Source organism: Kitasatospora sp. CB02891, assembly GCF_002803145.1.
Taxonomy (GTDB): Bacteria; Actinomycetota; Actinomycetes; order Streptomycetales; family Streptomycetaceae; genus Kitasatospora; species Kitasatospora griseola.
The window spans coordinates 176281-202905 of record NZ_NNBO01000011.1 but is presented as its reverse complement, the minus strand read 5'-3'; the positions used below and the strand labels follow the sequence as shown (position 1 = coordinate 202905).

The window sequence follows — 26625 nt, the reverse complement described above, 5'->3', positions numbered from 1 at the left end:
GCCACTTGGCGCGCCATGCTCAGAAGTTGGCGACCACCTTGCGCGGACTGAGCCTCACCACCACCCGCACCGCGTCCGGCCCGTCCCACGCGTAGTCCTGGCCGCGGTACTTGCGGGACAGCTCGTCGATCAGCTCCCGGCCGCCCTCGGTGGTCATGGTGACCTCGCCGCGCGCCTCGAAGTACTGGTACGGGCTGTCCGCCGGGTTGATCAGCACGCTGACCCGCGGGTCCCGCACCAGGTTCAGGTGCTTGCGCCGCCCCTGCACGGTGGAGAACAGGATGTCGTCGCCGTCCCGCCGCACCCACACCACCGAGGACTGCGGACTGCCGTCAGGCTGCACGGTGGAGACCACCGCGAAGCTCTTCGTGTCCAGCAGCTTCTTCACGTTGTCGTCGAGCTCGACGCCCACGATTCCTCCCGCACCAGAGAGATGACTGTCCGTCATCTCAGCCTAGGCGGCGGGCCGTTCGTAGACCAGCGCCGTCGCGATCGCGGCGAGTCCCTCGGCCCGGCCGGTCAGGCCCAGGCCGTCGGTGGTGGTGCCGGAGACCGACACCGGCGCGCCGACCGCCGCCGACAGCGCGGCCTGGGCCTCGGCCCGGCGCTTGCCGATCTTCGGCCGGACGCCGATCACCTGGATCGCCACGTTGCCGATCTCGAAGCCGGCCTCCCGCACCAGCCGGGCGGCCTCGCCGAGCAGCGCCACGCCGGCCGCGCCCGCCCACTCGGGGCGGTCGGTGCCGAAGTGCGCGCCCAGGTCGCCGATCCCGGCGGCGGAGAACAGCGCGTCGCAGGCGGCGTGCGCGGCCACGTCGGCGTCCGAGTGCCCGGCCAGGCCGGTCTCGCCCGGCCAGTCCAGCCCGGCCACCCGCAGCGGCCGGCCGGCCTCGAAGGCGTGCACGTCGGTGCCGACGCCGATCCGCGGCAGGATCGGGGCGGTGTTCTCAGTAGGCATCGGTGGCCCTCCGGCGGGCGAGTACGGCCTCGGCGAGCACGAGGTCCAGCGGGCGGGTGACCTTGAACGCCTCCTCGTGGCCGGGCACCACGACGACCCGGCCGCCGAAGCGCTCGATCAGCCCGGCGTCGTCGGTCACCTCGATGCCCTCGGCGACGGCCTTCCCGTGCGCCGCGACCAGGCCGGCCAGATCGAAGCCCTGCGGGGTCTGCACGGCGCGCAGCGTGGAGCGGTCGGGCGTGTCCAGCACCGGCTCGGGGCCGGACGGCTGCGGCTCGACCCGCTTGACGGTGTCGGCCAGCGGCACCGCCGGCACCACCGCCTCGGCGCCGGCCCGGACGGCGGCGGCCACCGCGTCCACCACCTCGACGGGCACCAGCGGGCGGGCCGCGTCGTGCACCAGCACCACCCGGGTGCCGGCCGGGATCGCGGCCAGCCCGAGCCGCACCGACTCCTGCCGGCTGGCGCCGCCGGGCACCACCCGGACGTCCTTGCCGTCCAGGCCGTGGCTGTCCAGCAGCGCGACGACCTCCGCCACGCCGTCCGGCGGCGCGCACACCACCACCAGGCCGACCGCCCGGCTGCGGGCCAGCGCCCGGACCGCGTGCACCAGCAGCGGGACGCCGCCGAGTTCGCGCAGCGCCTTGGGGGCGCCGGGGCCGAGTCGCTCGCCGCGTCCGGCGGCCGGGACGACCGCTGCCGCGAGCTGTGCTGAGGCGTTCAGGTTTGGCTCCTTGGTCGCGATGGGTATGGCCGTGCCGAACGCGGATTCGCGAGCGGGCAGGCCCCCTTCCTGACTGCACGTTAGTGGAACCGCGCCGCCCCTTCCGTCACCGCTTCACCGTGCCACTCGACTTCCGGGCATGGCGAAGCGCCCGAGGCGCCCTTTCGGGTACCCTCGGGCGCTGCGTCGAGCCGAGCCGGGTTCGAGGCTGCCCTCGAAGCTGTCGTCAGGGCCTCTGCCTCAGGAGGCGAGGACCTCGTCGAGCAGCGTCTCGGCCTTGTCCTCGTTGGTGTTCTCGGCGAGCGCGAGCTCGCTGACCAGGATCTGGCGCGCCTTGGCGAGCATCCGCTTCTCGCCGGCCGACAGGCCGCGCTCACGCTCGCGGCGCCACAGGTCGCGGACCACCTCGGCGACCTTGATCACGTCGCCGGACGCGAGCTTCTCCAGGTTCGCCTTGTAGCGGCGCGACCAGTTGGTGGGTTCTTCGGTGTAGGGCGCGCGAAGCACCTCGAAAACGCGGTCCAGGCCTTCCTGGCCCACCACGTCGCGGACACCGACGAACTCGGCGTTCTCCGCGGGGACGCGGAGCGTCAGATCTCCCTGCTGCACCTTCAGCACCAGGTAGGTCTTGTCCACACCCTTGATCTGGCGAGTTTCGATGGCCTCGATCAGCGCAGCCCCGTGATGGGGGTAGACCACCGTGTCGCCAACCTTGAACGTCATGTGACAGGACCCCTTCCGTGGCTTTCCAGAATAACACGCTTTTCGGCTGACCCGAAGGGCGTTTTCGCAGGTCAGGGCGGGTTCCAGGGCTTGACAACCACCCCCGTCGCGTGCTGCGACCGGTGTTCGACGGGGGCTTCCCGCAGGTCGGAGGCGGTCTGACCTGGGCGGCGAAACCTCTGGTCACACTCCCGAAACCATGATTGGATCTTGAGTTTTTGCCTCCGACTCGCCGAACGGTCCGGATCGTGATCGGACCGCGACACGGGGCCACCCCGTGATTCCCGGATATGTGTGGTCGGTAGTGTGGCCCTCGACCACCGACCGTGATCCCCTCTTCCGTGGATCGTCCCCCAAGGAGAAGTCGCCGCCGTGAGCCGGAGCCTTCGACGCGGCGCTGCCGCCGCCCTCGTCCTCGCAGCGATCGTCCCGCTGTCCGCCTGCGCGGCGGGCAACGACGCCGACACCCTGCAGATCAAGCCGGACAACGCGGCGACCTCGATCGACAACTCGGTCAAGCTCAACAACATCGTCGTGGTCGCCCCCGAGGGTTCGGCCGGCGAGTACGCGGGCCCGGTCGCCGTCACCGCGAACATCGCCAACATCGCGCCGAAGGACGACCTGGTGCTGACCGGGATCAAGGTCGGCGGCACCTCCGCGACCCTGACCGACGAGAACGGCGCGCAGGTCTCGCAGATCGTCATCCACGCGGGCGAGTCGGTGCTGCTGGGCGGCAAGGGCGGCGCCGCGAACGCCCAGGCGTCGAACGCCAAGGTCTCGGTCGGCGGCTACACCCCGACCACCTTCACGTTCAAGAGCGCCGGCGACGTCTCCGCCAACGCCAACGTGCAGCCGGCCGCCGGCTACTACCAGGGCTTCGGCCCGCAGACCAAGTCCTCGGCCTCGCCGACCGGCAGCGCCTCCCCGGCCGCGACCTCGTCGCCGACCGCCGGCGCCACCGCGAGCGGCTCGCCGAGCGCCCCGGCGGGCAGCCCGTCGGCCCCCGCGCACTGACACCCCGCACCACCGCGAAGGGGCCCCGCCGCGGCGGGGCCCCTTCGCGGTGTGTCGCGGTTTACGGCTCGAACTTGTAGCCCAGGCCGCGGACGGTGACCAGGTAGCGCGGCGCGCCCGGGTCGGGCTCGATCTTCGCCCGCAGGCGCTTGACGTGGACGTCCAGGGTCTTGGTGTCGCCGACGTAGTCCGCGCCCCACACCCGGTCGATCAGCTGCATCCGGGTGAGCACCCGGCCGGCGTTGCGCAGCAGCATCTCCAGCAGGTCGAACTCCTTCAGCGGCAGGTCGACCTTGGCGCCGTCCACCGTCACCACGTGCCGGTCGACGTCCATCCGGACCGGGCCGGCCTCCAGCGCGCCGGGGGCGGCGGCGCCGTCGCCGTTCGCGTCCTCGCCGCGGCGGCGGAGCACCGCGCGGATCCGGGCGACCAGCTCGCGGGTGGAGTAGGGCTTGGTGACGTAGTCGTCTGCTCCTATCTCCAGCCCGACGACCTTGTCGATCTCGCTGTCCTTGGCGGTGACCATGATCACCGGGACGTTGGAGCGGACCCGCAGCTGGCGGCAGACCTCGGTGCCGGGCAGGCCCGGCAGCATCAGGTCGAGCAGCACGAGGTCGGCTCCGTTGCGCTCGAACTGCTCCAGCGCGTCGGGCCCGGTGGCGGCGATCGCCACCTCGAAGCCTTCCTTGCGGAGCATGTACGACAGGGCGTCGCTGAACGACTCCTCGTCCTCGACCACCAGTACACGGGTCACGATCGGGCCTCCGGGGCAGGAAGTGTGGGTGCTGCTGAGGATGCGCGGTTCTCGACCGGGGCCTGCCCGGCGGGGAGCCGCAGTGTGAAGGTGGAACCCTGGCCCTCGACGCTCCACACCGACACGGTTCCGCGGTGCGAGGCGGCGACGTGCTTGACGATGGACAGGCCGAGGCCGGTGCCACCGGTGAGGCGGGAGCGGGCGGGGTCCACCCGGTAGAAGCGTTCGAAGATCCGCTCGCGGTCCTTCTCCGAGATGCCGATGCCCTGGTCGGTCACCGAGATCTCGATCAGTTCGCCGTCCGCCTCGCCCAGCGCCGCGGCGCTGGAGATCCGGCGGGTGGCGATCGCCACCCTGGTGCGCGGCGGGCTGTAGTTCACCGCGTTCTCCACCAGGTTGCCGAGCGCGGCGGCCAGTTGGCCGCGGTTGCCGACCAGGTACAGGCCGGTGGTGCCGCCCGCGGCGATGACGATCTGCTTGGCGGCGGCGGTCTGCCGGCAGCGGTCGATCGCCTCGGCGATCAGCTCGTCCACCGAGACCGGCTCCGGGTCGACCTTCAGCTGGTCGTCCTGGACCCGGGAGAGGTCGATGATCTCCTGGACCAGGCTGGCCAGCCGGGTGGCCTCGACCTGCATCCGGCCGGCGAAGCGCTGCACCGCCTCCGGGTCGTCGGCGGCGTCCGCGACGGCCTCGGAGAGCAGCGAGAGCGCGCCGACCGGGGTCTTCAGCTCGTGCGAGACGTTCGCCACGAAGTCGCGGCGGATCGCCTCGATCCGGCGGCGCTCGGTGCGGTCCTCGACCAGCACCAGCACCAGCCGGGAGCCCAGCGGGGCGACCCGGACCGAGACCGCCAGCGGTTCGGCGGCCCGGGCGGAGGCGCCGGGGCGGGTGAGTTCCAGCTCGATCTGCCGGATCTCGCCGTCCCGGCGGGTGGAGCGGGCCAGCGAGAGCATCTGCTCCACGGCCACCGCACCGCCGCGGACCAGGCCCATCGCGTAGGCGGCGGAGGAGGCCTTGACCACCTCGTCGCCGTCGCCGAGCACGATCGCGCAGGAGCGCAGCACCGAGAGCACGGTGTCCACGCCCGGCGGCAGGGCCGGTTCCTGGAGGGGTTCCGGTCCTGTGTTCCTGCTGCTGCCGCCGCTTCCCCGGTTCTGCTCGCGCTCGCTCCAACGGAAGGCGATGGAGGCGGTGAGGCCGACGCCGAGCCCGGCTATGGCGCAGGCAGCGGCGGCGGCCACGTTCACGTCCATGCCTGCCAGCGTAAATGGTGGCCGGGCGGGCTCCGTAAGGGTGCGATCAAGGCATCGGCCGGGCGTTGCCGAGAATTCACCTTCACGATGCTGCTGATTCACCGCTGAGGCCGTGGGAGGTCGCTCGAACGAACAATTCTGGGCCGTGCAAGCCCGTGTGGGCGGTGACGCGGCTACCATTCGCGCCACCAGCAGCGGCCGTCCGTTCGGTCGGCCCCGCATCGGGCCGCCCGGTGCGAGGCGTCCGGTCGGCACCGCCACCGACACCGGTACTGGAGGAGAAGAGCGCAATGCGCGACGCGTACCACGAGGAACTCGACTCGATCAGCGACGGCCTGGTCGAGATGGCCCGGCTGGTCGGCTCGGCGATGGGACGGGCCACCACCGCACTGCTGGACGCGGATCTGGAGCTGGCGGAGAGCGTGATCGCCGCCGACGAGAAGATCAACAACCTGCACCACGACCTGGAGAACCGGGCCATCGACCTGCTGGCCCGCCAGCAGCCGGTCGCCACCGACCTGCGGATCGTGGTCACCTCGCTGCGGATGAGCTCCGACCTGGAGCGCTGCGGCGACCTGGCCCGGCACGTCGCCAAGGTCGCCCGGCTGCGCTACCCGGAGACCGCCGTCCCGAACGACCTGCACCCGATCGTGCTGGAGATGGGGCAGCTCGCGCAGCGCCTGGTGGCCAAGGCCGGCCTGGTGATCGCCACCAAGGACGTGGACAAGGCACTGGAGCTGGAGGCGGACGACGACGCCATCGACGCCCTGCACCGCGAGCTGTTCTCGCACCTGCTGGACGACCGCTGGCACCACGGCATCGAGACCGCGGTGGACGTCACCCTGGTCGGCCGCTACTACGAGCGCTTCGCCGACCACGCGGTCTCGGTCGCCAAGCGCGTGGTCTTCCTGGTCACCGGCGAGCACGTGGACGAGTTCATCGCGACCGCGGACTCGGCGGAGTAATCGTTTCTCCGGTGCGCCCCCACGGGGGCGCACGCCGCGCGAACCTCCCACTTCCGCGCGCCCGTTGACGGCGCGTCAGGGCGGCGTTTCACTCGAAGGGACGGGCGTCCACCGGGCTGCCCGGCTCCGCCCGGACGAGGAGGATGCAGCGCGATGAAGACGACCGGCAATCCGACCACTCCCCCACCGAGCCCGCTCGCCCCGGCCGCGGCCCAGCTGCTGCCGATCCTCGCCGCGGGCTGCGGCTGCGGCCCGGGCTGCGGCTGCGGCTGCCAGTCCGGCGCGCCCTGCCAGTGCGGCGCGGCGACCGGCGACTGCTGCGGCGGCGGCCACTGACGGCGACCGTGAGGGCCGGGCACCTACGGGTGCCCGGCCCTCACGTCGTGCGGTGCGTCAGAAGGTGACGTCCATGCACTGGTAGAACGCGTTGCCGGTGTCCGCGATGTCCCAGACCGCCAGGATCACCTGGTGGCCGGTCAGGCCGGACGGCAGCGTCGCGGTGTGGCTGAGCGTGGCCGGGGGCTGCTTGCCGCCCATCGGCACGGTCAGGAACGGGGTGAGGTTGAGGTTCGACCGGGTGATCTTCGTGGTCGCGTCGTAGCCCGGCTTGGTGATGAAGTACCGGAACGACGTGGTGGCGTGCCGCGCCTCGATGCTCCAGGTCAGCGTCAGCTGCTGCCCGGCCGTGACCTTGGTGGTCGGCCAGGCGCCGCCCCGCGGGTCGTCCAGCGGCGCCCAGCGCGCGTCCGCGCCCGCACACAGCGTGCCGTCGGCCGGCCCGGACGCCGGGAAGCCCTTCGGGCCCTCGACGCTCTGCGGCTCCCACTGGATGTCGCCGCACCTCTTCACGACGCCGGCCCCGCACAGGCCGGCCCGGCTCGGCGGGGTGGTGATGTACCCGTGCGAACTGGCGGGGATCGCCGTCGCCAGGGTCGCTGCGGCGGCCGCGATGCCGACCGCCAGGATGTTGCGCTTGCGCATGGTGCTCCTCCGTGGGGGTGGATGGAGTACATGCGCGGGCACGCGCGGAGCCGCGTGGGGGTGCGGCCAGCATTGGCATGCCCGCGCCGACAGTGCCCCCACGCTAGAAGCCCCGCCGACTCCCGTCAATGGTCTGAACCATTCTTTGTGGTCTGAACCACTCACCCCCGCCCGGCAGTTGACGCACCCGGAGCCGGACCCGCACCCGGACACGGAACAGCCCCCTGGGCCGGGGCGTCGTTGCGCCGGGCAGGGGGCTGCGGGAGAAGGTGCGTTACTTCTTGCCCTGGTTCTTGACCGCCTCGATGGCCGCCGCGGCAGCCTCCGGGTCGAGGTAGCGGCCGCCGGGGTTGACCGGCTTGAAGTCGGCGTCGAGCTCGTAGACGAGCGGGATGCCGGTGGGGATGTTGAGGCCGGCGATGGCCTCGTCGGAGATGCCGTCGAGGTGCTTGACCAGCGCGCGCAGGCTGTTGCCGTGGGCGGTGACCAGGACGGTCTTGCCGGCGGCCAGGTCCGGCACGATGGCGTCGTACCAGTAGGGGAGCATGCGCTGGACGACGTCCTGGAGGCACTCGGTGCGCGGGCGCAGCTCGGACGGGATCTCGCCGTAGCGCGGGTCGCCGGCCTGCGAGAACTCGGAGTCGTCGGCGAGGGCCGGCGGCGGGGTGTCGTACGAGCGGCGCCAGAGCTGGAACTGCTCCTCGCCGAACTCGGCGAGGGTCTGGGCCTTGTCCTTGCCCTGCAGGGCGCCGTAGTGGCGCTCGTTCAGGCGCCAGCTGCGGCGGACCGGGATCCAGTGGCGGTCGGCCTTGTCCAGGGCGATCTGCGAGGTGCGGATCGCGCGGCGCAGCAGCGAGGTGTGCAGCACGTCCGGCAGCAGGCCCTCGGCGAGCAGCAGTTCGCCGCCGCGGGCCGCCTCCTTCTCGCCCTTCTCGTTGAGGTCGACGTCGACCCATCCGGTGAAGAGGTTCTTCTGGTTCCACTGGCTCTCGCCGTGGCGGAGCAGGATCAAGCGGTAGGTCGTGTCAGCCATGGGGTCAGTTTAGTGGAGGGGGAAATTCGCTGGCCGGGCTGTCCACGTGCGCCGTAATGTGCGTTCAGCAATTTTGCTTCTTACCGTTTCCGTTGCTCCGGGAGCCCCCATGCCCCTCGCCGCCCGCCTGGTGTCCGAAGTACGCAGGGCCGCGGGCGGGCTGCCACGCCAGTTCTGGTGGCTGTGGACGTCCACCCTGGTGAACCGGCTCGGTGGCTTCGTGGTCACCTTCCTGGCGCTCTACCTGACGGTGGACCGGGGCTACTCGGCGTCCTACGCGGGCCTGGTGGCGGGCCTGTTCGGGCTGGGCTCGGCCGTCGCGGCGCTCGGCGCGGGGGTGCTGACCGACCGGCTCGGGCGGCGGCCCACGCTGCTGGTGGCGCAGGTGTCCACGGCGGTGTTCACGGCGGTGCTGGGCTTCGCGGACGGGCCGGTGGCGATCGCCGCGGTGGCGTTCCTGGTCGGCCTGGCGAACAACGCCTCCCGGCCGGCGGTCTCCGCGATGATCGCCGACCTGGTGCCGCCCGCCGACCGGGTGCGGGCGTACTCGCTGAACTACTGGGCGATCAACATCGGCTTCGGCGCCTCCGCCGCGGTGGCCGGTCTGATCGCCGTGCACGGCTATCTGACGCTGTTCCTGCTGGACGCGCTGACCACCCTGCTGTGCGCGGTGGTGGTGTTCGCGAAGGTCCCCGAGACGCTGTCGCAGGCCGTCGAGGAGGCGGCCGACGAGCCGTCGGGCCCGGCGATCGGCCTGGGCTCGGTGTTCCGGGACGGCCCGTTCATGGCGGTGGTCGGGGTGAACCTGCTGCTGGCGCTGGTCTTCCAGCAGGGCTCCACCACGCTGGCGGTGGACATGGGCGAGCACGGCATCACGACCGCCCAGTACGGCCTGGTGGCCAGCCTCAACGGGGTGCTGATCGTGCTGCTCCAACTGCCGCTGACCAGGCTGATGGAGGGCCGCAACCGCACCGCCCTGCTGGTGGCGAGCGCGCTGCTGATCGGCTGGGGCTTCGGCCTGACGGCGGTGGCCGGCTCGTCCGCCGCGCTGTACGCGGTGACGGTGGCGGTGTGGACGATCGGCGAGATCGTGAACGCGCCGACCATGATGGCGCTGGTCGCCGAGCACTCCCCGGCCCGGGCCCGCGGCCGCTACCAGGGCGTGTACTCGCTCTCCTGGTCGCTGGCGTCCTTCGTCGGCCCGCTGGCCGGCGGCCTGCTGCTGCAGTACGCGGGCAGCTGGGCGCTGTGGGGCGCGTGCGCCGCCGCGGGCACCCTGGCGGCCGTCGCGTTCGTCCCCATCGGCCGCCGCTCGCCCCAGCCCCCCGAGCCGGCGTCGCAGCCCACCGAACCGGTCGCCGTAGCGGCCTGACGCCCGCTCGGGCCGGCCCCCGAGCCGGCGTCGCAGCCCATCGAACAGCTCGGACCGGCTCCCCGGAGCCGACATCGCAGCCCACCGAACCGCTCGGACCGGCCCCGCCCCGGCGGGGCTCAGCTGTCGGCGGGCGGGTTCTCGGTGGCCAGGTGGGCGAAGGCGGTGAGGTTGCGGGTGGATTCGCCGCGCTTGGTGCGCCACTCCCACTCGCGGCGGATCGCGGTGGCGAAGCCCAGTTCCAGCAGGGTGTTGAAGGGCTCGTCGGCGTTCTCCAGCACGGTGCCGAGCAGCCGGTCGACCGTCTCGGCGGTCAGGGCCTCCAGCGGCAGTCGGCCGACCAGGTAGACGTCGCCGAGCCGGTCGATCGCGTAGGCCACGCCGTAGAGCCGGGTGTTGCGCTCCAACAGCCAGCGGTAGACGCCCTCGTGGTTCTCGTCCGGGCGGCGGATCACGAAGGCGTTCACCGACAGCGTGTGGTCGCCGACCCGCAGGGCGCAGGCGGTGGACAGCTTGCGGGTGCCGGGCAGGGTGGCGACCAGCGTGTACGGGTCGGTGGCGGCCGGCTCCCAGGCCACACCGGCCTCGTCGAGCGCGGCACGGAGGAGGGGGAGTGCTTCGTCCTTGGCGGCCATGCCCCCACGCTAACGGGCCGCCCGCCGGGGCGGGGTGTCGCCCCGGTCACGCCGCGCGCGGGGGTGACCCGCCGTCAGGGGCGGCGCACCGGACGGGCCGCCGCCATCGCGCCCGCGTACACCTCGGCGGTGGAGCCGGCCGCCGTCAGCCAGCCGAACGCCGCCGCGTGCCGGGCGGCGGCCGCGCCGCGGGCGGGGGCCAGCGCCGGGTCGGTGGCGTAGGGCAGCAGCGCCTGCGCCCAGGCGTCGGGGTCGTGGCCGGGCACCAGGGTGCCGGTGACGCCGTCGCGGACCGCGACCGGCAGGCCGCCGACCGCGGCCGCCACCACGGGGGTGCCGCAGGCCTGCGCCTCCAGCGCGACCAGGCCGAACGACTCGCTGTGCGAGGGCATCACCAGGGCCGTCGCCGCGCGGTACCAGTCGGCGAGCTGCTGCTGGCCGACCGGCGGGCGGAACCGCACCACGTCGTTGATGCCGAGCTGCGCGGCCAGCTTGTGCAGGCTCTCGGGCCGGGCCAGGCCGCTGCCGGACGGGCCGCCGACGACCGGCACCACCAGCCGCTCGCGCAGTTCCGGGCGGCGCTCCAGCAGCCGGGCGACCGCCTTGAGCAGGACGTCCGGCGCCTTCAGCGGCTGTATGCGGCCGGCGAACAGCAGCACCGCGGCGTCCTGCGGCAGGCCGAGCCGGTGGCGGGCGGCCGCCCGGTCGCCCGGCCGGAACACCTCCAGGTTGACGCCGGGGTGCACCACGGCCAGCTGTTCGGGGCGGGCCGCGTAGTGGTGGGCCAGCTCGGCGGCCTCCTCGGCGGTGTTGGCGATCAGCCGGTCGGCCGCGCCGACCACCTGGGTCTCGCCGATCACCCGCGCGGCCGGCTCCGGGGTGTCGCCCTCGGCGAGCGCAGCGTTCTTCACCTTCGCCATGGTGTGCATGGTGTGCACCAGCGGCACGCCCCAGCGTTCGGCCGCCAGCCAGCCGACCTGCCCGGACAGCCAGTAGTGCGAGTGCACCAGGTCGTAGTAGCCGGGGCGGTGGCCGGCCTCGGTGCGCAGCACGCCGTGGGTGAACGCGCACAGCTGGGCCGGCAGGTCCTCCTTGAGCAGGCCCTCGAACGGGCCGGCCGTGACGTGCCGGACCAGCACGCCGGGGGCGAGCTGGACGGTCGGCGCGTCGTCGGAGCTGATCGCCCGGGTGAACACCTCGACCTCGATGTCGAGGTCGGCGAGGCGCTTGGCCAGCTCGACGATGTACACGTTCATCCCGCCGGCGTCGCCGGTGCCCGGCTGGTGCAGCGGCGAGGTGTGGACGCTCAGCATCGCGATCCGGCGGGGACGGAGCGGGAACGAGGGGGCTGCGGCCGACCGCGACTCCCCGCGGGGCATGCGGACGAGGTGGTGGGTCACCTGCGGAAGCCTCCCTGGGCACTGCCCGTCGCTGCGTCGGCGGCGCTGCTGCGTCTGTACCGGTTTCTTGGTCTGTCCACGCACCGCCGCCCGCGGCCGGAGCTGCGGGCGGTGGGACGTCAAGGGTGCCAACCACGTCGCCGCGTCCGCGTATTCCCGGCGGCGGACGGGGGTCTCCGAGTGCCCCCGGGCGCTGCGTAGGCTTGGTGACCATGGCCGCAAGCGACATGCCGTCGTCCCGGGGCCGGTCGAGCCGGCCGGTGGGGACGATCACTCGGGGGACGACGAACACCAACCGGCTGCGGCGGATGGACCGCTGGATCGCGTACACGACGGGCCGGGCGCTGCGTGCGGCGACGGCCCCGCCGATCGCGGTGGACCTGGGGTACGGGGCGGCGCCGTGGACCGCGGTGGAGCTGGCGGCCCGGCTGCGGGCGGTGCGGGCGGACGTCCGGGTGGTGGGGATCGAGATCGACCCGGCGCGGGTGGCGGCGGCGCTGCCGATGGCCGACCCGCCGCTGCTGGAGTTCCGGCGCGGCGGTTTCGAGGTGCCGCTGCCCGGCGGGGCGCGGGCGCAGCTGATCCGGGCGGCGAACGTGCTGCGGCAGTACGACGAGGACCAGGTCGCCGAGGTGTGGGCGCGGCTGTGCGGGCGGCTGACGCCGGACGGGCTGCTGGTGGAGGGCACCTGCGACGAGATCGGGCGGCGGCACGTGTGGGTGGCGCTCGGCCCGGAGGGGCCGCGGACGGTGACCTTCGCGGCCCGGCTGGGGAGCCTGGATCGGCCCTCGGACCTGGCGGAGCGGCTGCCGAAGGCGCTGATCCACCACAACGTGCCCGGCCGGCCGGTGCACGCGTTCCTGCGGGACTTCGACCGGGCGTGGGCGGCGGCCGCGCCGCTGGGGGCGTTCGGGGCGCGGCAGCGCTGGGTGGCGGCCTGTGCGGCGCTGGCCGCGGACTGGCCGCTGCGGGACGGGCCGGTCCGGCGGCGGCAGGGCGAGCTGACGGTGGACTGGTCGGCGCTGGCGCCGCGCTGAGCCGGCCGCCCCTACCCGCTCGGCCCGGCCGACCCGGTCATCCGTTCAGCAGTTCACTCGAACGAGTTATCGAATACCCCTGGCGCGTTGACGCCCCGCCGCGCCACCATGAGAGCGCCCGAATGCGCCGTCGCGCGCCCCCCGAGCGCCCGTCAGCGCCCCCTGCTCTCCGCCACACCCCCGCTCCCCCGGTTCACCCCGCCAGCTCGTCCCGCACCCGCGCGAACACCTCGTACGACTCGGCACCGAACAGCACGAAACGCACCTCGTCCAGGTCGGGCTCCTCCTCGGCCACGGTCGTCAGGGCGATCCGAGCGGCATCGTCCAGCGGCCAGCCGAAGATCCCGGCGGAGATCGCCGGGAAGGCCACCGTCCGCGCTCCCAGTTCCGTCGCCACCCGAAGGGATTCCCGATAGCACGAGGCCAGCAGCTCCGCGCGCTGCGGACGGTCCTCCGCCCGGAACACCGGCCCCACCGTGTGCACCACCCAGCGCGCCGGGAGCCGGCCCGCGGTGGTCGCCACCGCCCGGCCGGTCGCCAGGCCCTTGCCGTAGTGCGAGGCCCGCAGCTTCCGGCACTCGGCGAGGATCTCCGGTCCGCCCGCGCGGTGGATCGCCCCGTCCACTCCGCCGCCGCCCAGGAGCGAGCTGTTCGCGGCGTTCACGACGGCGTCCACCCGCTGATCCGTGATGTCACCCTGCACCAGCGTGATCTGCGCCACCGCTGCTCAACTCCCGTCAACTCCGGTCCCTCGGTGGCGGAAACCCTACGGAACAGCGCCACCGCACGCGTGGCAATAACCACATCGACGCCGCTCAGGCGAAGAAATCCTCGGAGATCACGTTATGGTCGCGGGAAGCTCCCCGATGCCCGGTGCCACACGGGCACCGTGGACGGACACCGGCCGTTGGCCTGTCGGGGATAGAAAGGACCGACCGATGCCCGCTACGGGAGACGGGCGGGCACCCGACGCGACCGACGACGCCGGGGCCGCCGAGCGCAGTCAGAGCCGGACCGGCGCGCAGCAGCGCCCGGGCCGGGCCGCCGCGATACCGCGTCCGCGCAGCACTCCGACGGGCGGCGGCGAGCCGACCCGGGCCGCCGCCGACTTCCGGGTGCTGGTGATCGAGGCCGGCGAGCCGGAGCACCTGCTGTTCGAGTCGCTGGCCGAGGAGCTCGGCGAGCGCGCCGAACTGCACCGGGTGGGCGGCATCCGCGAGGCGATGGCCCTGCTGCCGCCGCTGCCCGGCAACGGCCGGCGCGGCATGCGCTACCCCGACTTCCAGTGCGTGCTGCTCGACCTCGGCGCGCCCGGCGAACTGCCGTCCGACAGCGACGGCCTGGACGCGCTGCGCGAGCTGCTTCAGCGTGCCCCGCACACCGCCGTGGTGGTGCTCACCGACACCGCGGGCACCGAACTCGGCGCGGCCGCCGTGGCCGCCGGCGCCCAGGACTTCCTGGTCCGGCAGGACACCGCCGGCCCGCTGCTGGCCCGGGCGCTGCGCTACGCGGTGGAGCGCAAGCGCGCCGACGAGTCGCAGCGCCGCCTGGTGGAGGCGGAGATCCGCGGCCAGGAGAACGCCCGCCTGCAGCGCCACCTGCTGCCCACCCCGCTGCTGGACGGCGCGGGCCTGGCCTTCACCCGCCGCTACCGGCCGGGCCGGCGCCGGGCCCTGCTCGGCGGCGACTTCTACGACGCGGTGCGCACCCCGGACGGCCGGGTGCACGTGGTGATCGGCGACGTCTGCGGCCACGGCCCGGACGAGGCCGCGCTCGGCGTGGCGCTGCGGATAGCGTGGCGGACGCTGGTGTTCGCCGGGCTCTGCGGCCCGCAGCTGCTGACCACCCTGCAGCACGTGCTGGAGCACGAGCGGCGCAGCGACGAGATCTTCGCGACGCTCTGCATGGTGGTGCTGGACGCGCCGGGCACGCCGGGCGCCGCGGAGTCCGTGGAGCTGTTCCTGGCGGGCCACCCCGCGCCGCTGCTGCTCGGGGCCGACACCGCCCCGGAGCTGCTGCCGTCCGACCAGGCCGGGCCGGCGCTGGGCCTGCTGCCGTGCGACGCCACCCACTCCACCTGGCCGGCGCTGCGGCTGGAGCTCGCCCCGGGCTGGCGGCTGCTGCTGTACACCGACGGGCTGGTGGAGGGGAAGGTCGGGGCGGGTTCGCCGCGGCTGGGCCAGGAGGGCCTGATCGAGCTGATCGCCGACCACCAGGCCGCCGGGCTGACCAGGGGCCGGCTGGTGGACTCGGCGATCGCCGAGGTCGAGGAGCTGAACGGCGGGGCGCTGACCGACGATGTCGCGGTGCTGCTGCTGGAGCGCAACCCGGAGCCGGTGATCATGGGCTGACGGCCCGTCCGACACGCCGAAGGGGCGGCCCCGAACGGGGCCGCCCCTTTTCGTCCGTGCGGAGCTCTCACCAGGGGCCGTAGGGCCCGGGGTTGCGACCGCGGCCGCGGCCGTCGGTGAGCAGCTTGATCGCCGGGCGGACGTCCACCACGTAGACGATCGCGGCGACCAGGCCGACCAGCGTCAGCAGGCCGGTCAGCGGGTTGGCGCCGAACAGCAGGTCCGCGCCCAGCGCCAGGCCGAGCACGACCAGCCAGAACCCCTTGGTCTTCTTGTCGGCGGCCCGGTACGCGTCGTCCCGGCGGATCGCCGCGTCCACGAACGCGAACGCCTTGTAGCCGATGATCGCCGTGGCCAGCCACCAGAACGGGTTCAGAAGATCGATGTACGCGATCTGCACCTGGTGCTCCTCACTGTCTCTTCCATCCTGGCACGGACACTGCCCGGATCAACGGCCCTCGGCGGTGTGCCGTTCCCCTCGGCCGGCGCTCACTCGGAGTCGGCGGCCTTGCGGGCGCGGGCGGGCTTCTTCGCGGCGGGCTTCGACTCGACGGCGGGCTCGTCGACCACGACCTCGGCGATCACGACCTCCTCGGCGTCCGCCTCGACGACCGCGCCGCCCTCCTGCGGGCGGGGGCTCGCGGCGTCCACCACGGTGCGGCCGCGGACCGCGAGCTCGTCGTAGACCTCCTTGGCCTTGACCGCGAACTCCAGCGCCCGGCCGACCTGCTGCATCGCGAACTCCTGGGCCTTGGCCTGGAGTTCCTTCACGTCGACGGGCAGCGCGGTGACCGCCTCGGTGACCTTGGCCTGCGCCTCGACCAGCTTGCTGCCGGCGTCCTGCAGGGCGGCGGCGGCCTTGTCCTGGGTGCCCTTGCGGTCGGCGGCGAGCGCCTCCAGCTGGCCGGGGACCTCGCGCAGCTTCTCGTAGGCCAGGTCGCCGGCGCCGGCCAGGGCGTACAGCGGGGTGGGGTCGGTGAGGGTCTTCTTGAGGTCGTCGCTGATCGGCATGTCGGGTCCTTTGGTCAAGTCACGCGGGGTCGGTCGGGTGGGCGGCGGCATCGGCCGGGCGGGCGGTCTGGTTCTCCTTCAGGAAGGCCTCGTAGACCGCCAGCAGGGCCTGCTTCTGCCGCTCGTTGATCTGCGGGTCGGCGAGGATCGCGGCCCGCAGGCCCGGCCCCTGCTCGTCCCGCTCCTCCAGAATCCCGGCCTGTACGTACAGCGTCTCCGCCGAGATCCGCAACGCCTTGGCGATCTGCTGAAGGATCTCCGCGCTGGGCTTGCGCAGCCCGCGCTCGATCTGGCTCAGGTACGGGTTGGACACCCCGGCGGCGTCGGCCAACTGCCGCAGCGAGTACTGCGCGTTCCGCCGCTGCTCCCGGATGTACTCGCCGAGCGAGCCCACGTTCAGTGATGCCATACCTGCAGTCTGCACCCCGTTGCTTGCTCTTGCAAGCAGGTTGCTAGCGGGTGCACGCAGCGCCGTCCGCCCGCGTCCGGCCTCGTCCGCCCCGACGGAGTAACGTCCGTGCCGCGACGGAGGGGACGCGATGACGGAGGGGGACGCGATGACGGAACGACGGATCGACGCGGTGCTGTGCGACCTGGACGGGGTGCTGCGGATCTGGGCCGACCTGGCCGAGGTCGACACGGCCTGCGGCCTGCCGCCCGGCACCGTCGCGGGCGCGGCGTTCCGGGAGGAGCGCCTGCTGCCCGCCGTCACCGGGCAGGTCACCGACGAGCAGTGGCGGGCGGCCGTCGCGGACGACCTGGTGGCGGTGTGCGGCTCGGTGGAGCGGGCCCGCGCGGCGGTGGCCGCCTGGGGGCGGCAGCCGTCCCGGGTGGACGCGGAGGTGCTGGCGCTGCTCACCGCGGCCCGGCGGCGCGTGCCGGTGCTGCTGGTCTCCAACGGCACCACCCGGCTGGAGGCCGACCTGGCCGCGCTCGGCCTGGACACGGCCGTCGACGCGGTGGTCAACACCGCCCGCCTCGGCGCGGCCAAGCCCGACGCCCGGGTCTACCTGGCGGCCGCCGCGCGGGCCGAAGTCCCGCCCGGGCGCTGCCTGTTCGTCGACGACAGCGCCGGCAACGCGGCCGCCGCCGAGGCCCTCGGGATGCTGGGCCACCACCATCGGGGCGCCGCCGAGCTGCGCCTGGTCCTGGCCGGTCACGGGCTGCTCTGACCGATGCGTGGAATTCCGCGCCGCACCGGTCCGCCGCGTGGCAGCATCCGCTGCATGACGATCTTTCCGGCGCACGACGGCACCGCCCTGCACTACGAGCAACTCGGCGACGGCGCACCGCTGGTGGCGATCCCCGGCGGTCCGGGCGCGGACGCCCGGTACCTGGGCTCGCTCGGCGGCCTGGACGCGCACCGCCGGCTGATCCGGTTCGATCCGCGCGGCAGCGGCCGGTCCGCCGAGCCCGCCGACCGGGCGAGCTGCGCGTTCGGCGCGCAGGCGAAGGACCTGGAGGCGCTGCGCGAGCACCTCGGGCTGGACTCCTTCGACCTGCTCGGCCACTCCGCGGGTGCCCTCACCGCGCAGCGCTACGCGGCCGAATTCCCGCACCGGGTACGGTCCTTGGTGCTGGTGACCCCGGTCGGACGGGGCGCCCGGGAGCCGGACGAGGCGGAGCTCGCATCGATCCGGGCCGGCCGTGCCGACCGGCCCTGGTACCCGGACGCGGCGCGGGCGGCGGAGCTGCTGGTCACCGGGGAGGGCGACCCGGCGGAGCTGCTCGCACGCATCACCCCGTTCTTCTGGGGCAGTTGGGACGAGAGGGCGCGCGCCGAGACCTTCGACCCGGCCCTGGCTCCGGTCGCGCCGTGGATGCGGGCGGCGTTCTACGCGGGCGCGGGCGAGGCCGCCCCGGTGGCCGCGCCGGTGCTGGTGGTGGCGGGCGAGCTGGACGGGATGATCGGCACCGCCCCGGCCCGGCTGGCCGCCGCGCACCACCCGCGGGCCCGGCTGGAGGTGCTGCCGGGCGTCGGGCACCGGCCCTGGGTCGAGAAGCCGGCCGAATTCGCCCGACTGGTGGCCGAGTTCCTCGGCTGAGGCCTCAACCGCCGTCCACCAGACGGCGGTAGTCGGGGGCCAGCAGCTCGGCCAGGTCGCGGCCGCGGACGGTGAGGCCGCTCGGGCCGAGGTGGTCGAGGGCCGGGTCCGGGCGCTCCGCCGGGGCGTCGGCCGGGCGGAGGGTGAACCCGCCCTGCCAGAAGGCGTCCAGGCACTGGTCGAGCGGGCGGTCGGAGTCGGCGGGACGGTCCGTCATGGTGTCACTCCCCCACGGCGTCGGCGGACAGGGTGAGCAGTTCGCGCAGCTGCTCGGCGGGCAGTTCGGTCAGCCACTGCTCCCCGGCGCCGACCACGGCGTCGGCCAACTCGCGCTTGGCCTGGAGGAGTTCGGCGATCCGTTCCTCCACGGTGCCGACGCAGACCAGACGGCGGACCTGGACGTCACGGCGTTGGCCGATCCGGTGGGCGCGGTCGGTGGCCTGGTCCTCGGCAGCGGGGTTCCACCAGCGGTCGAGGTGGATCACCTGGTTGGCGGCGGTCAGGTTGAGGCCGGTCCCGCCGGCCTTCAGCGACAGCAGGAACACCCCTGGCCCGTCCGGGGATTGGAAACGGTCGACGAGTTCCTGCCGGCGCGGCGCGGACAGGCCGCCGTGCAGGTGGAGCACCTCGGCGCCGAGCCGGCGGCGCAGGTGCGGCTGGAGCAGCGCGCCGAACTCGGCGTACTGGGTGAACACCAGCACCCGGTCGCCCTCCGCCAGGGCCTCCCGGAGCAGCGCGATCAGCCGCTCGACCTTGCCCGAGCGGCCGTCCAACGGCGAGTTGTCGTGCAGAAGTTGGGCGGGGTGGTTGCAGACCTGCTTGAGCCGCCCGAGGGCCGACAGCACCGCGCCCTTGCGCTCCACGCCGAGCACCCCGTTCAGGCGGCGCAGCAGGTCGGCGACCACCGCCTGGTAGAGCCCGGCCTGCTCGGGCGTCAGGTTGCAGCGGACGGTGAACTCCTGCTTGGCGGGCAGCTGTTCGCCGATCCCGGGGTCGCTCTTCAGGCGGCGCAGCAGGAACGGGCCGGTGAGTCGCTGGAGCCGGGCGGCGACCTCCCGGTTGCCGGACTGCTCGATCGGGATGGCGTAGCGCCCCTTGAACGACTCGGCGGTGCCGAACAGGCCTGGGTTGGTGAAGTCCAGGACGGAGTGCAGTTCCGCCAGGCGGTTCTCCACCGGGGTGCCGGTGAGCGCGATCCGCGGGCCGGAGCGCAGCGAGCGGATCGCCCGGGACTGCCGGGCGCCGCGGTTCTTGATGTGCTGGGCCTCGTCCGCGACCACCCGCCGCCAGCGGATCTCGCGCAGCGCGGCGGCGTCCCGCTGCAGCACCCCGTACGTGGTGATCACCAGGTCGGCGGCCGGGTCGGGGGCGGTGCGGTCGGGGCCGTGGTGCAGCTGCACGTGCAGGGCGGGCGCGAAACGGGCGGCCTCCCGCTGCCAGTTGCCGACCAGCGAGGTCGGGCAGACCAGCAGGACGGGGCCGCGGGCGCCGCGGACCTGCTCCAGGGCCAGCAGGGCGAGGGTCTGCACGGTCTTGCCGAGGCCCATGTCGTCGGCCAGCACCGCGCCCAGCCCGAGCCGGCCGAGGGCGTCCAGCCAGGCCAACCCCCGTTCCTGGTACGGGCGCAGCTCGCCGGCGAAGCCCGGCGGGGGCGGGGTGCGGTGAGCGCCCGGGAGGCGGCCGAGGCGGCCCGCGAGCAGGTCGCCGAGCGGGCCGTCGGCGTGCACGACGGTGACCGGCAGCCCGTCGACCACCGCGCCGTCGTCCAGGGCGAGCCGCAGCAGCGTCGCGGCGTCCAGCTGCGGATCGTCCCGTCGGGCGGCCAGGAACCGCAGGGCGGCGGCCAGTTGGGCCGCATCCACCTCCACCCACTTGCCGCGCAGCCGGACCAGGCCCTGCTGGGCCCCCGCGAGCTCGTCCAACTCCTCCTGGGTGAGCGGCTGTTCGCCCACCGCGAGCTGCCAGCGGAAGTCCACCACGGCATCCCGGTCCGCCTGCTCGGCACGCTTCACCGCACCGGGCGCCGAACCGCTGTGCGCCGTGGCGGCCAGACCCAGCCGCGGCCGACGGCGCCACCACGCGGGCAGCAGCACGCCGTACCCGGCGGCGGTCAGCAACGGGGCGGCGTCCCGCAGGAACGCCAGCGCGCCCGCCCGGTCCAGGTCCACGCCGGTGGGCCGGGTGCGGTGCAGTGCGGCGCGCAGCTCGGGACAGAGCCGGGCGGCCCGGTCGAGTTCGGCGAGGTACGCCTCCACCGGGTCGCCGAGACTGCGGCTCAACGCCGCGAACCCCGGTCCGTCCGACCAGAGTTCGGCCGCCGGCAGCAGCAGCGACGGCCGGTCCGCGGGGCCGGCCAGCACGTCCAGCCGCCAGTTCTCGTCCGAGGCGACCCCTTCCGGATCGTCCGGCGCCGTCCCCAGCGGCTCCGCCAATCGGAACGCCAGCCGGACCTCACCGGTGGGCTCCGTGCCGGCGGTCCACGCCGCGAGCCGCGACGCGGACTCGGGGTCGGGCGGAGCGGGGAGGAGCGGCTCGCTGCTGCGCAGGGCGGCGAGCCAGCCGTCCAGGTCGTTGCGCCGCTGCCCTTTTGACGATCCGTCGGCATTGAGTGCGGCGCGGGTCTCGCGGTCGGTGAGGGCGTCCAGGACGGCGGTGAACAGGGCGGTGCCGGTGCGTTCGGCGCCGTCCTCCGCGCGGGCGATCGGCGGGCAGCCGGCCGCGAGAGCGGTGGCCTCCCGGCCGGCCGGGCCGTCGGGCGCGGGACGCCAGCGCGCCGCCCACCCGCCCGCCTCCTCGACCAGCGCGGGCAGCACCCGGCCCCGTCCCACCAGCCGCCACGCCAGGTCGTGCACCGCCGTCAGCCACCGCAGCGACGCCCCGTACGCCAGCTCCGCCGTCCGGCCGTCGGCCAGCTCGACCGTGGTCCCGGGCCAGTACGGATCGAACAGCTCACCCAGCAGCTGCGCCGCCTCGGCCTGGTCGAACACCAGCGCCGGCACCCGCCACGCCTGCAGCACCAGCCCCTTCGCGGTCGAAGCCACCGGCAGGTCCGGGGACGGCGTCGGCCGCGAGCCGAGCGTCGGCAACCGCAGGCTCATCCACCGCTCGGCCCCCCGCTCGGCGAGCCACGCAGGCCCCGGGCCGGTGGCGGCGAGCAGCCCCGCCACCTCGCTCGCCGAGCACGCGTACGGGTGCCGCGCCCCCTGGACGGTCCGCCCGGTGAACGCCCCTGCGTCCTCCGCCCACACCCCGAGCCGGCCGTCGGCCCGCCACAGCGCGTGCAGGGCGTACATGGGGACGGGGCCTCCGGGAACGAGAGTCGGCTGGGTCTCCACGATAGGTGGTGCGGGTGACAACGCAGGCGGACGCGAAACCGGGGGCGCGTGGGGGCACACCTCCGCCGGGGAAGAGCTGCGCGAAGCGGAAGACACCCACCAGCAAGATCGCGACGCGGGACGATGACCTGCACGTGATCGCGACCTTGCGGACGGGCCTTGCGCTTGTCGCGCAGTTCCGCCCCCGGCTTCGCCCCGGGTACCCCCAGCGCCCCCGGTTGTGCTCTCCCTGCTGTTCACGCCAGGTGGAACACGGGCCCCCGCGGGGTGAACGGCAACGTCGCCCCTCGTGGGATCAGGTACGCGTGTTCGCGGCGGGGCACGCGCAGCACGTCGCATTCGGCGTCCGTGATGATCAGGACCGGTGCCGTCGGGGGGAAGTCCTGGGCGCGGGTGAGCAGGTCGATGCCGGGTTGGAGGACGGTGCCGCCGCGGCCGCGGAGGCGGACCCGGGAGGCGAGTTCGGCGACGGGGAGGTAGCCGATGTCGTGGGGGGCGGCGTCGCAGCAGACGAGGCGGGCGGCGGGGACGTCGCGGGCGGCGGCGTAGGAGGCGATCGCGCCGAGCGCCTTGCCGAGCAGGACGCGGCTCATCGAGCCGGAGGTGTCGAGGACGACGCCGAAGGTGCAGCGCGGGGTCTCCTCCGGAGGGGAGTAGCGGCCGGCCCGGGGGATGTCGGGGCTGGAGGACTGCCGCCGGGACGGCCTCGCGTAGGACCGGAGGGGTTCCGGGCGGGGGACGAACTCGTCGAACCAGCGGGCGAGTCGGGCGTCCCAGGGCAGTGGGGGGTGGGCGAGTGCGCGGATCTCCTCGACGAGTCCGGCGGGCAGCAGGCCGCGTTCGCGGGTGTGCAGGTCGAAGCCCTGGAGCAGGCCGCGGCGGTAGAACTCGTCGAGGTCGACGTGGGCGCCGTGGCCGTCGCGGGGCAGGGGTTCGCCGAGGATGTCGCCGAGGCCCTTGCCGCGCAGGGTGGCGAGGCGGCGCAGGCGGCGCTGGTCGCGGACGATCCGGTCGTAGACCTCCTCCGCCGAGAGGCCTTTCAGCTCGGGGTCGTGGAGCAGCCCTTCGGGCATCTCGCCGACGCCCATCTCGACCAGCCAGCCGTTGATGACGTAGTCGGCGGCGACGTTGAAGAGGTAGGGGTCGCGGCCGCCGGCCCGGTCGCCGTGGCGGAGGGCGGCGTGCAGCATCTCGTGGGCGAGGATGAAGCGCCATTCCTCGTCGGTGTGGCGGCGCAGCGGGTTGAGGTAGATCTCGCCGGCCTCGGCGTTGACGGCGGCGACGGTGATGTCGTGGGCGCGGGCGAGTTCGGCGTCGGCGACCAGGGTGAGGCCGGCGGCGAGGCCGCCGAGCAGCGGGTAGCTGGCCACGAACCAGCTGAGCGCCCGTTCCCAGGGGCGCTGCGGGAGGCGTGGGCCGTCGAGGTGTTCGCGGCGGCCGGCCGCCAGGTCCATCGCGGCGGAGACGGTGCGGGTGAGGGCGTGGGCGAAGGCGAGCGTCCAGTCCTCGGGGTCGGCACTGGCGAACCAGGTGTGCAGGAGCTGGTCGGGGTTGTCGCCGTCGGTGCCGCAGGCCCGGTACTCGGCGGGGATGCCGTCGCGGCGCCAGCGGGCGGCGAGGGTCTCCTCGTCGCCGCCGGGCCAGGCGACGGGATGGTCGTCGGGGGCGCGGCCGACGTGGAAGGTGCCGAGGAAGCGGTTGACGACGGTGCAGCGGGCGGCGAGCTCGGCCCGGTCGGGCTGGGTGCGGGGGCCGCGGGCGGCGGGGAGGTGGCCGAAGCCGAGGTGGAGCAGGGCGTGGGCGAGGGCCCAGGCCCATTCCTCGGGTTCGGCGCGGCGGCGCCGGTTGGCGTGCAGGGTGCCGTTGGAGGTGACGACGACCCACCCGGTGGCGGGGTGCAGCGAGCAGTCCTCCTCGTCGGCGGTGCAGAGGGTGGCGGGGACGGCGTGGAGTGCCGGGTTGGACCGGGCCTTGGCGAGTCCGGCGGCGAACGCGGCCTTGACCGGGTCCTGTTCGGGCTTCTTCTCGGTGGGGCGGCGGGTGCTCACCGGCGGGCCTCGACCAGTCGGGGCAGGTCGCGGGCGGCTTCGATGAGGAACCAGGACGGCAGGACGGGGTTGCCGTCGGGGCCGTCGGCGATCACGGTCTGGGCGACCTCGACGGAGATCTCGGCGAGTTGGACCAGCAGCGACTTGGAGCGGTAGGCGTGCTGCCGGACGGCCGGCGAGGCGTGCTCCTTGCGGGCGGGCAGTTCCTTGACGAGTCGGCCGCGGAAGGAGTCGGCGAGGTAGTAGAGCAGGTCGCGGTCCTCGACCCGGCGCGGCCAGGAGGCGTCGCCCTTGAGGATGGCCTCCAGGCCGTACGCGTTGCGGACGATCTTGACGTAGCCGCAGAAGGCGACGGCGTGCGCGGGGGTGAGCAGGCCGTGCGCGAGGACCTTGAGGGTGTCCTCGTCGAGGCTCGCGCCGAAGGAGTGCAGCGCGTCGGAGAGCATGTGCCAGGCGCGCGGGGTGGAGAACGGCTCCTCGGTCTTGGGCGGGTTGGACCACAGGTGGTCGGGCCGGTCGGTGAGGTGGTCGGTGATCCACGGGTGGATGCCGTGCCCGGCGGCCCAGCCGAGCCAGTCGTCGGCGCTGGCCCGCAGGTGGACGTGGACCAGGCGGTTGAGCAGCGCGGACGGCATCGGGCGGGCGAGTGCGCCGTCGGTGGCGCGGTTGCCGGCGCCGATCACGATGGAGCCCGCCGGGAGTTCGTAGTTCCCGATCCGGCGGTCCAGGATCAGCGAGTAGAAGGCCTTCTGGACGTCCGGGGTGGCGGCGTTGAGCTCGTCCAGGAACAGGCAGTAGGGCTGGTCGCGGGCGATGGTCTCGGGCGGGCAGAACCGGGAGCGGCCCTCGGGGGTGATCTGCGGGACGCCGATCAGGTCCTCGGGGGCGAGCTGGGTGCCGAGCAGCGAGACGCACTCCAGGCCGAGCGAGTCGGCGAACTGGTTGACCAGCGAGGACTTGCCGATACCGGGTGCTCCCCACAGGAACACCGGCCGCACGGTGGCGAGTCCGAGCAGCAGCTCGGGGACCTGGGACGGCGACACGGTGACGGCTGACTGCACGAGTCTCCTCAGGAGGCGAAGGGGGGTTCGGCGGCCAGTGTGAACCGCCGGATCCACCCGGCGCACCCGGTTTTCCACCGCCCTCCACAGGCTGGGGACAACCGGTGCGCCCACCCGGATGGTTCAAATTTGGACTTCATGGTTGAAACTTGAACCAGATCGGAGTACGGTGAAGTCACCAACAAGTTGAAGCCTCAACAAACGGCTTCGACCCTCGCAAAGGAGAGAAGCCATGGGCATCTTCAACCGCAGCAAGAACACCGCCACCGGCGCCCCGGCCGCCGCCGTCCAGGGTCCGGACCTCGCCCACCTGACCGGCGACTACACCATCGACTCCACCCACTCGAAGATCGGCTTCGCCGTCCGCCACGCGATGGTCACCAACGTCCGCGGCGAGTTCACCGAGTACGAGGGCAAGCTGCACCTGGACGGCGCCGACCCGGCCGCCTCCACCGCCGAGCTGGTGATCAAGGTCGCCTCGATCCACACCAACCAGGCCCAGCGCGACGAGCACCTGCGCACCGGCGACTTCTTCGACGCCGCCACCTACCCGGAGATCACCTTCAAGTCGACCTCCGCCCAGCAGATCCACGGCGACACCTACCGCCTGCACGGCGACCTGACCATCAAGGGCACCAGCCGCCCGGTCGTCCTCGACCTGGAGTTCACCGGCGCTGCCACCGACCTGTACGGCGCCAACCGGGTCGGCTTCGAGGGCGGCACCTCGGTCGACCGCACCGACTGGGGCCTGACCTACAACGCCGCGCTGGAGACCGGCGGCGTGCTGATCGGCGAGAAGGTCAAGCTGACCCTCGACATCTCCGCCGTGCGAGCCTCCTGAGACCGCCTGTCCCGGCCGCCCCGCGGCCCCCGGTACCGCCCTCGCCGCCCCCCCGCGGCGGGGGCGCCGCCGTTTCATCCGCGCAGTAGCGCGGCGTCCTCCGACGGCAGCCAGCTCCCCGGCGGCCGCGCCAACCAGCCTTCCGCGGCGGCGAGTTCGACCGCCGATTCGCGCAGGGCGGCCAGCCCCGGGTGACGCAGCTCGGGCCGGTGCACCAGGCCGACCAGGCTGAGCGGCACCGGGTCGACCAACGGCCGGGCCACCCCGCCCGGGATGTCCGGCCCGTCCGTGGTGGTGAGGATCGGGCTGCCGTGCCGGGCCAGGTAGCGGGCGAACTCGGCGGCGCCGACCGGCGGAGTGCGGCCAGGTGCGGCGACCAGACCGTGTTCGGCGAGCAGCCGCAGGCCGAGGTCGGTCCACTCCGCGGTGTCGGGCTGCCCCGCGAACACGTCCACCGGATGCCCGGCCAGCGCGGCCAGCGGCACGGCGGGCAGCGCCGCCAGCGGGTGCTCGAACGACAGGAACACCGCCATCGGCTCCAGCCGCACCGGGGTGTGCGCCAGCCGGGACCGCACGGCGGCCGGCAGTCCGGCGTACCGCCCGAACGAGGCGTCCAGCCGGTGCGCCGCCAATTCCCGTGCGGCAGCGGTGAGTCCGCCGCAGTAGCGGGCCAGCAGCTCGGCCTCCGGACGCCGCCGGCGGGCCTCGGCCAGCACCCGCTCGGCGGTCAGTTCGCGGTCGCCGCCGGGGCTGTTGACGTCCACCAGCAGCGTCCGGGTGTCGCCGAGCGCGGTGATCTCGCCCTGGAGCTCCAGCAGCCGGCGGGCCTTCGGCAGCAGCGCCGCGCCCGTCTCGGTCAACTCGACGCTGCGGGTGGATCGTTGGAACAGCGCGCAGCCGAGTTCCCGTTCCAGCGCCCGGACGTCCCGGCTGACGGCCTGCTGGGCCAGGTGCAGCCGTTCGGCGGCACGGCCGAAGTGGAGGGTCTCGGCGACGGCGGTGAAGCTGCGCAGCAAGCGGGAGTGGAGGTCACGGGGCACGGCGGGAGATTAACAACAGAATCCGGTCGATCGGACGGATTAGG

General features: G+C 73.8%; 28 protein-coding genes. 9 read left to right on the top strand and 19 right to left on the bottom strand.

Annotated elements, in window-relative coordinates:
* Window positions 1-19 precede the first annotated feature (19 nt).
* From CG736_RS24165 to CG736_RS24150, 4 genes are all read right to left on the bottom strand, one after another.
* A complete protein-coding gene (locus tag CG736_RS24165) occupies window positions 20-412 on the bottom strand; it encodes a PPOX class F420-dependent oxidoreductase (RefSeq protein WP_100588277.1) in 393 nt (130 codons plus the stop codon).
* A 42-nt stretch (window positions 413-454) separates the two neighbouring features.
* A complete protein-coding gene (gene ispF, locus CG736_RS24160) occupies window positions 455-958 on the bottom strand; it encodes a 2-C-methyl-D-erythritol 2,4-cyclodiphosphate synthase (RefSeq protein ID WP_100588276.1) in 504 nt (167 codons plus the stop codon).
* Window positions 948-1709 carry a 2-C-methyl-D-erythritol 4-phosphate cytidylyltransferase gene (ispD, locus tag CG736_RS24155; RefSeq protein WP_369880415.1) on the bottom strand — a complete coding sequence of 254 codons (762 nt, stop codon included), beginning with the start codon at window positions 1707-1709 and terminating at the stop codon, window positions 948-950. The genes ispF and ispD overlap by 11 nt, the downstream gene beginning before the upstream one ends.
* A gap of 213 nt (window positions 1710-1922) precedes the next feature.
* On the bottom strand, window positions 1923-2405 hold the full coding sequence (locus tag CG736_RS24150; RefSeq protein ID WP_014136563.1) for a CarD family transcriptional regulator: 483 nt from the start codon (window positions 2403-2405) through the stop codon (window positions 1923-1925).
* A gap of 372 nt (window positions 2406-2777) precedes the next feature.
* Here CG736_RS24150 and CG736_RS24140 point away from each other — a divergent pair, with 372 nt between their 5' ends.
* The gene (locus CG736_RS24140; RefSeq protein ID WP_100588274.1) at window positions 2778-3419 is read left to right on the top strand and encodes a DUF461 domain-containing protein; all 642 of its coding nucleotides are present in this window, start codon (window positions 2778-2780) and stop codon (window positions 3417-3419) included.
* A 61-nt stretch (window positions 3420-3480) separates the two neighbouring features.
* Here the strand turns inward: CG736_RS24140 and CG736_RS24135 are convergent, their stop codons facing one another.
* Window positions 3481-4173 carry a response regulator transcription factor gene (locus tag CG736_RS24135; RefSeq protein ID WP_043914922.1) on the bottom strand — a complete coding sequence of 231 codons (693 nt, stop codon included), beginning with the start codon at window positions 4171-4173 and terminating at the stop codon, window positions 3481-3483.
* Window positions 4170-5426: a cell wall metabolism sensor histidine kinase WalK gene (locus CG736_RS24130; RefSeq protein WP_100588273.1), complete on the bottom strand. Its 1257-nt coding sequence runs from the start codon at window positions 5424-5426 to the stop codon at window positions 4170-4172. The genes CG736_RS24135 and CG736_RS24130 overlap by 4 nt, the downstream gene beginning before the upstream one ends.
* A 290-nt stretch (window positions 5427-5716) precedes the next feature.
* Between CG736_RS24130 and phoU the strand changes: the two genes are divergently transcribed.
* Window positions 5717-6391, top strand: a complete 675-nt coding sequence (gene phoU, locus CG736_RS24125) for a phosphate signaling complex protein PhoU (RefSeq protein ID WP_043914925.1) — start codon at window positions 5717-5719, stop codon at window positions 6389-6391.
* A 153-nt stretch (window positions 6392-6544) separates the two neighbouring features.
* Window positions 6545-6727 carry a hypothetical protein gene (locus CG736_RS24120; RefSeq protein ID WP_100588272.1) on the top strand — a complete coding sequence of 61 codons (183 nt, stop codon included), beginning with the start codon at window positions 6545-6547 and terminating at the stop codon, window positions 6725-6727.
* A 57-nt stretch (window positions 6728-6784) separates the two neighbouring features.
* On the opposite strand, the gene CG736_RS24115 is transcribed toward CG736_RS24120, so the two are convergent.
* A complete protein-coding gene (locus CG736_RS24115; RefSeq protein WP_043914929.1) occupies window positions 6785-7372 on the bottom strand; it encodes a lytic polysaccharide monooxygenase in 588 nt (195 codons plus the stop codon).
* Window positions 7373-7646: 274 nt separating this feature from the next.
* On the bottom strand, window positions 7647-8405 hold the full coding sequence (locus CG736_RS24110) for a phosphoglyceromutase (protein ID WP_043914930.1): 759 nt from the start codon (window positions 8403-8405) through the stop codon (window positions 7647-7649).
* 109 nt (window positions 8406-8514) lie between these two features.
* Between CG736_RS24110 and CG736_RS24105 the strand changes: the two genes are divergently transcribed.
* Window positions 8515-9777, top strand: coding sequence for an MFS transporter (locus CG736_RS24105; protein WP_100588271.1), 1263 nt, complete (start codon window positions 8515-8517; stop codon window positions 9775-9777).
* Window positions 9778-9896: 119 nt separating this feature from the next.
* Here the strand turns inward: CG736_RS24105 and CG736_RS24100 are convergent, their stop codons facing one another.
* Together CG736_RS24100 and mshA are read right to left on the bottom strand one after the other, a co-directional pair.
* Window positions 9897-10412, bottom strand: coding sequence for a YbjN domain-containing protein (locus CG736_RS24100; protein WP_100588270.1), 516 nt, complete (start codon window positions 10410-10412; stop codon window positions 9897-9899).
* 74 nt (window positions 10413-10486) lie between these two features.
* Window positions 10487-11791, bottom strand: coding sequence for a D-inositol-3-phosphate glycosyltransferase (gene mshA, locus CG736_RS24095; protein ID WP_232734146.1), 1305 nt, complete (start codon window positions 11789-11791; stop codon window positions 10487-10489).
* A gap of 233 nt (window positions 11792-12024) precedes the next feature.
* Between mshA and CG736_RS24090 the strand changes: the two genes are divergently transcribed.
* Window positions 12025-12849 (top strand): class I SAM-dependent methyltransferase, encoded by an 825-nt coding sequence (locus tag CG736_RS24090; RefSeq protein WP_232734135.1) that lies wholly within the window; start codon window positions 12025-12027, stop codon window positions 12847-12849.
* Window positions 12850-13042: 193 nt separating this feature from the next.
* Here CG736_RS24090 and CG736_RS24085 read toward each other — a convergent pair whose 3' ends face one another.
* Window positions 13043-13570 (bottom strand): O-acetyl-ADP-ribose deacetylase, encoded by a 528-nt coding sequence (locus tag CG736_RS24085; RefSeq protein ID WP_100588268.1) that lies wholly within the window; start codon window positions 13568-13570, stop codon window positions 13043-13045.
* A 217-nt stretch (window positions 13571-13787) separates the two neighbouring features.
* Between CG736_RS24085 and CG736_RS24080 the strand changes: the two genes are divergently transcribed.
* Window positions 13788-15200: a PP2C family protein-serine/threonine phosphatase gene (locus tag CG736_RS24080; protein WP_100588267.1), complete on the top strand. Its 1413-nt coding sequence runs from the start codon at window positions 13788-13790 to the stop codon at window positions 15198-15200.
* Between the two features lie 67 nt (window positions 15201-15267).
* Here CG736_RS24080 and CG736_RS24075 read toward each other — a convergent pair whose 3' ends face one another.
* The 3 genes from CG736_RS24075 to CG736_RS24065 all read right to left on the bottom strand — a co-directional run bounded on the left by CG736_RS24075 (window position 15268) and on the right by CG736_RS24065 (window position 16620).
* Entirely contained in the window at window positions 15268-15600 is a 333-nt protein-coding gene (locus CG736_RS24075; RefSeq protein WP_229848452.1) for a DUF2516 family protein, read from the bottom strand.
* An 89-nt stretch (window positions 15601-15689) separates the two neighbouring features.
* On the bottom strand, window positions 15690-16211 hold the full coding sequence (locus CG736_RS24070; protein ID WP_100588266.1) for a hypothetical protein: 522 nt from the start codon (window positions 16209-16211) through the stop codon (window positions 15690-15692).
* Window positions 16212-16230: 19 nt separating this feature from the next.
* The gene (locus CG736_RS24065) at window positions 16231-16620 is read right to left on the bottom strand and encodes a helix-turn-helix domain-containing protein (RefSeq protein WP_043914940.1); all 390 of its coding nucleotides are present in this window, start codon (window positions 16618-16620) and stop codon (window positions 16231-16233) included.
* Between the two features lie 130 nt (window positions 16621-16750).
* Here CG736_RS24065 and CG736_RS24060 point away from each other — a divergent pair, with 130 nt between their 5' ends.
* Together CG736_RS24060 and CG736_RS24055 are read left to right on the top strand one after the other, a co-directional pair.
* Window positions 16751-17383 (top strand): HAD family hydrolase, encoded by a 633-nt coding sequence (locus CG736_RS24060; RefSeq protein ID WP_232734134.1) that lies wholly within the window; start codon window positions 16751-16753, stop codon window positions 17381-17383.
* Window positions 17384-17437: 54 nt separating this feature from the next.
* Window positions 17438-18256, top strand: a complete 819-nt coding sequence (locus CG736_RS24055) for an alpha/beta fold hydrolase (protein ID WP_100588265.1) — start codon at window positions 17438-17440, stop codon at window positions 18254-18256.
* A 4-nt stretch (window positions 18257-18260) separates the two neighbouring features.
* On the opposite strand, the gene CG736_RS24050 is transcribed toward CG736_RS24055, so the two are convergent.
* The 4 genes from CG736_RS24050 to CG736_RS24035 all read right to left on the bottom strand — a co-directional run bounded on the left by CG736_RS24050 (window position 18261) and on the right by CG736_RS24035 (window position 24700).
* On the bottom strand, window positions 18261-18473 hold the full coding sequence (locus CG736_RS24050) for a hypothetical protein (RefSeq protein ID WP_100588264.1): 213 nt from the start codon (window positions 18471-18473) through the stop codon (window positions 18261-18263).
* A 4-nt stretch (window positions 18474-18477) separates the two neighbouring features.
* On the bottom strand, window positions 18478-21549 hold the full coding sequence (locus CG736_RS24045; protein WP_100588263.1) for a DEAD/DEAH box helicase: 3072 nt from the start codon (window positions 21547-21549) through the stop codon (window positions 18478-18480).
* Window positions 21550-21827: 278 nt separating this feature from the next.
* Window positions 21828-23639: a hypothetical protein gene (locus CG736_RS24040; protein ID WP_100588262.1), complete on the bottom strand. Its 1812-nt coding sequence runs from the start codon at window positions 23637-23639 to the stop codon at window positions 21828-21830.
* The gene (locus CG736_RS24035) at window positions 23636-24700 is read right to left on the bottom strand and encodes an ATP-binding protein (RefSeq protein ID WP_100588261.1); all 1065 of its coding nucleotides are present in this window, start codon (window positions 24698-24700) and stop codon (window positions 23636-23638) included. The genes CG736_RS24040 and CG736_RS24035 overlap by 4 nt, the downstream gene beginning before the upstream one ends.
* 232 nt (window positions 24701-24932) lie before the next feature.
* Here CG736_RS24035 and CG736_RS24030 point away from each other — a divergent pair, with 232 nt between their 5' ends.
* Window positions 24933-25541, top strand: coding sequence for a YceI family protein (locus CG736_RS24030; RefSeq protein ID WP_100588260.1), 609 nt, complete (start codon window positions 24933-24935; stop codon window positions 25539-25541).
* Window positions 25542-25615: 74 nt separating this feature from the next.
* Here CG736_RS24030 and CG736_RS24025 read toward each other — a convergent pair whose 3' ends face one another.
* The gene (locus CG736_RS24025) at window positions 25616-26581 is read right to left on the bottom strand and encodes a LysR family transcriptional regulator (protein ID WP_100588259.1); all 966 of its coding nucleotides are present in this window, start codon (window positions 26579-26581) and stop codon (window positions 25616-25618) included.
* Window positions 26582-26625: the final 44 nt, after the last annotated feature.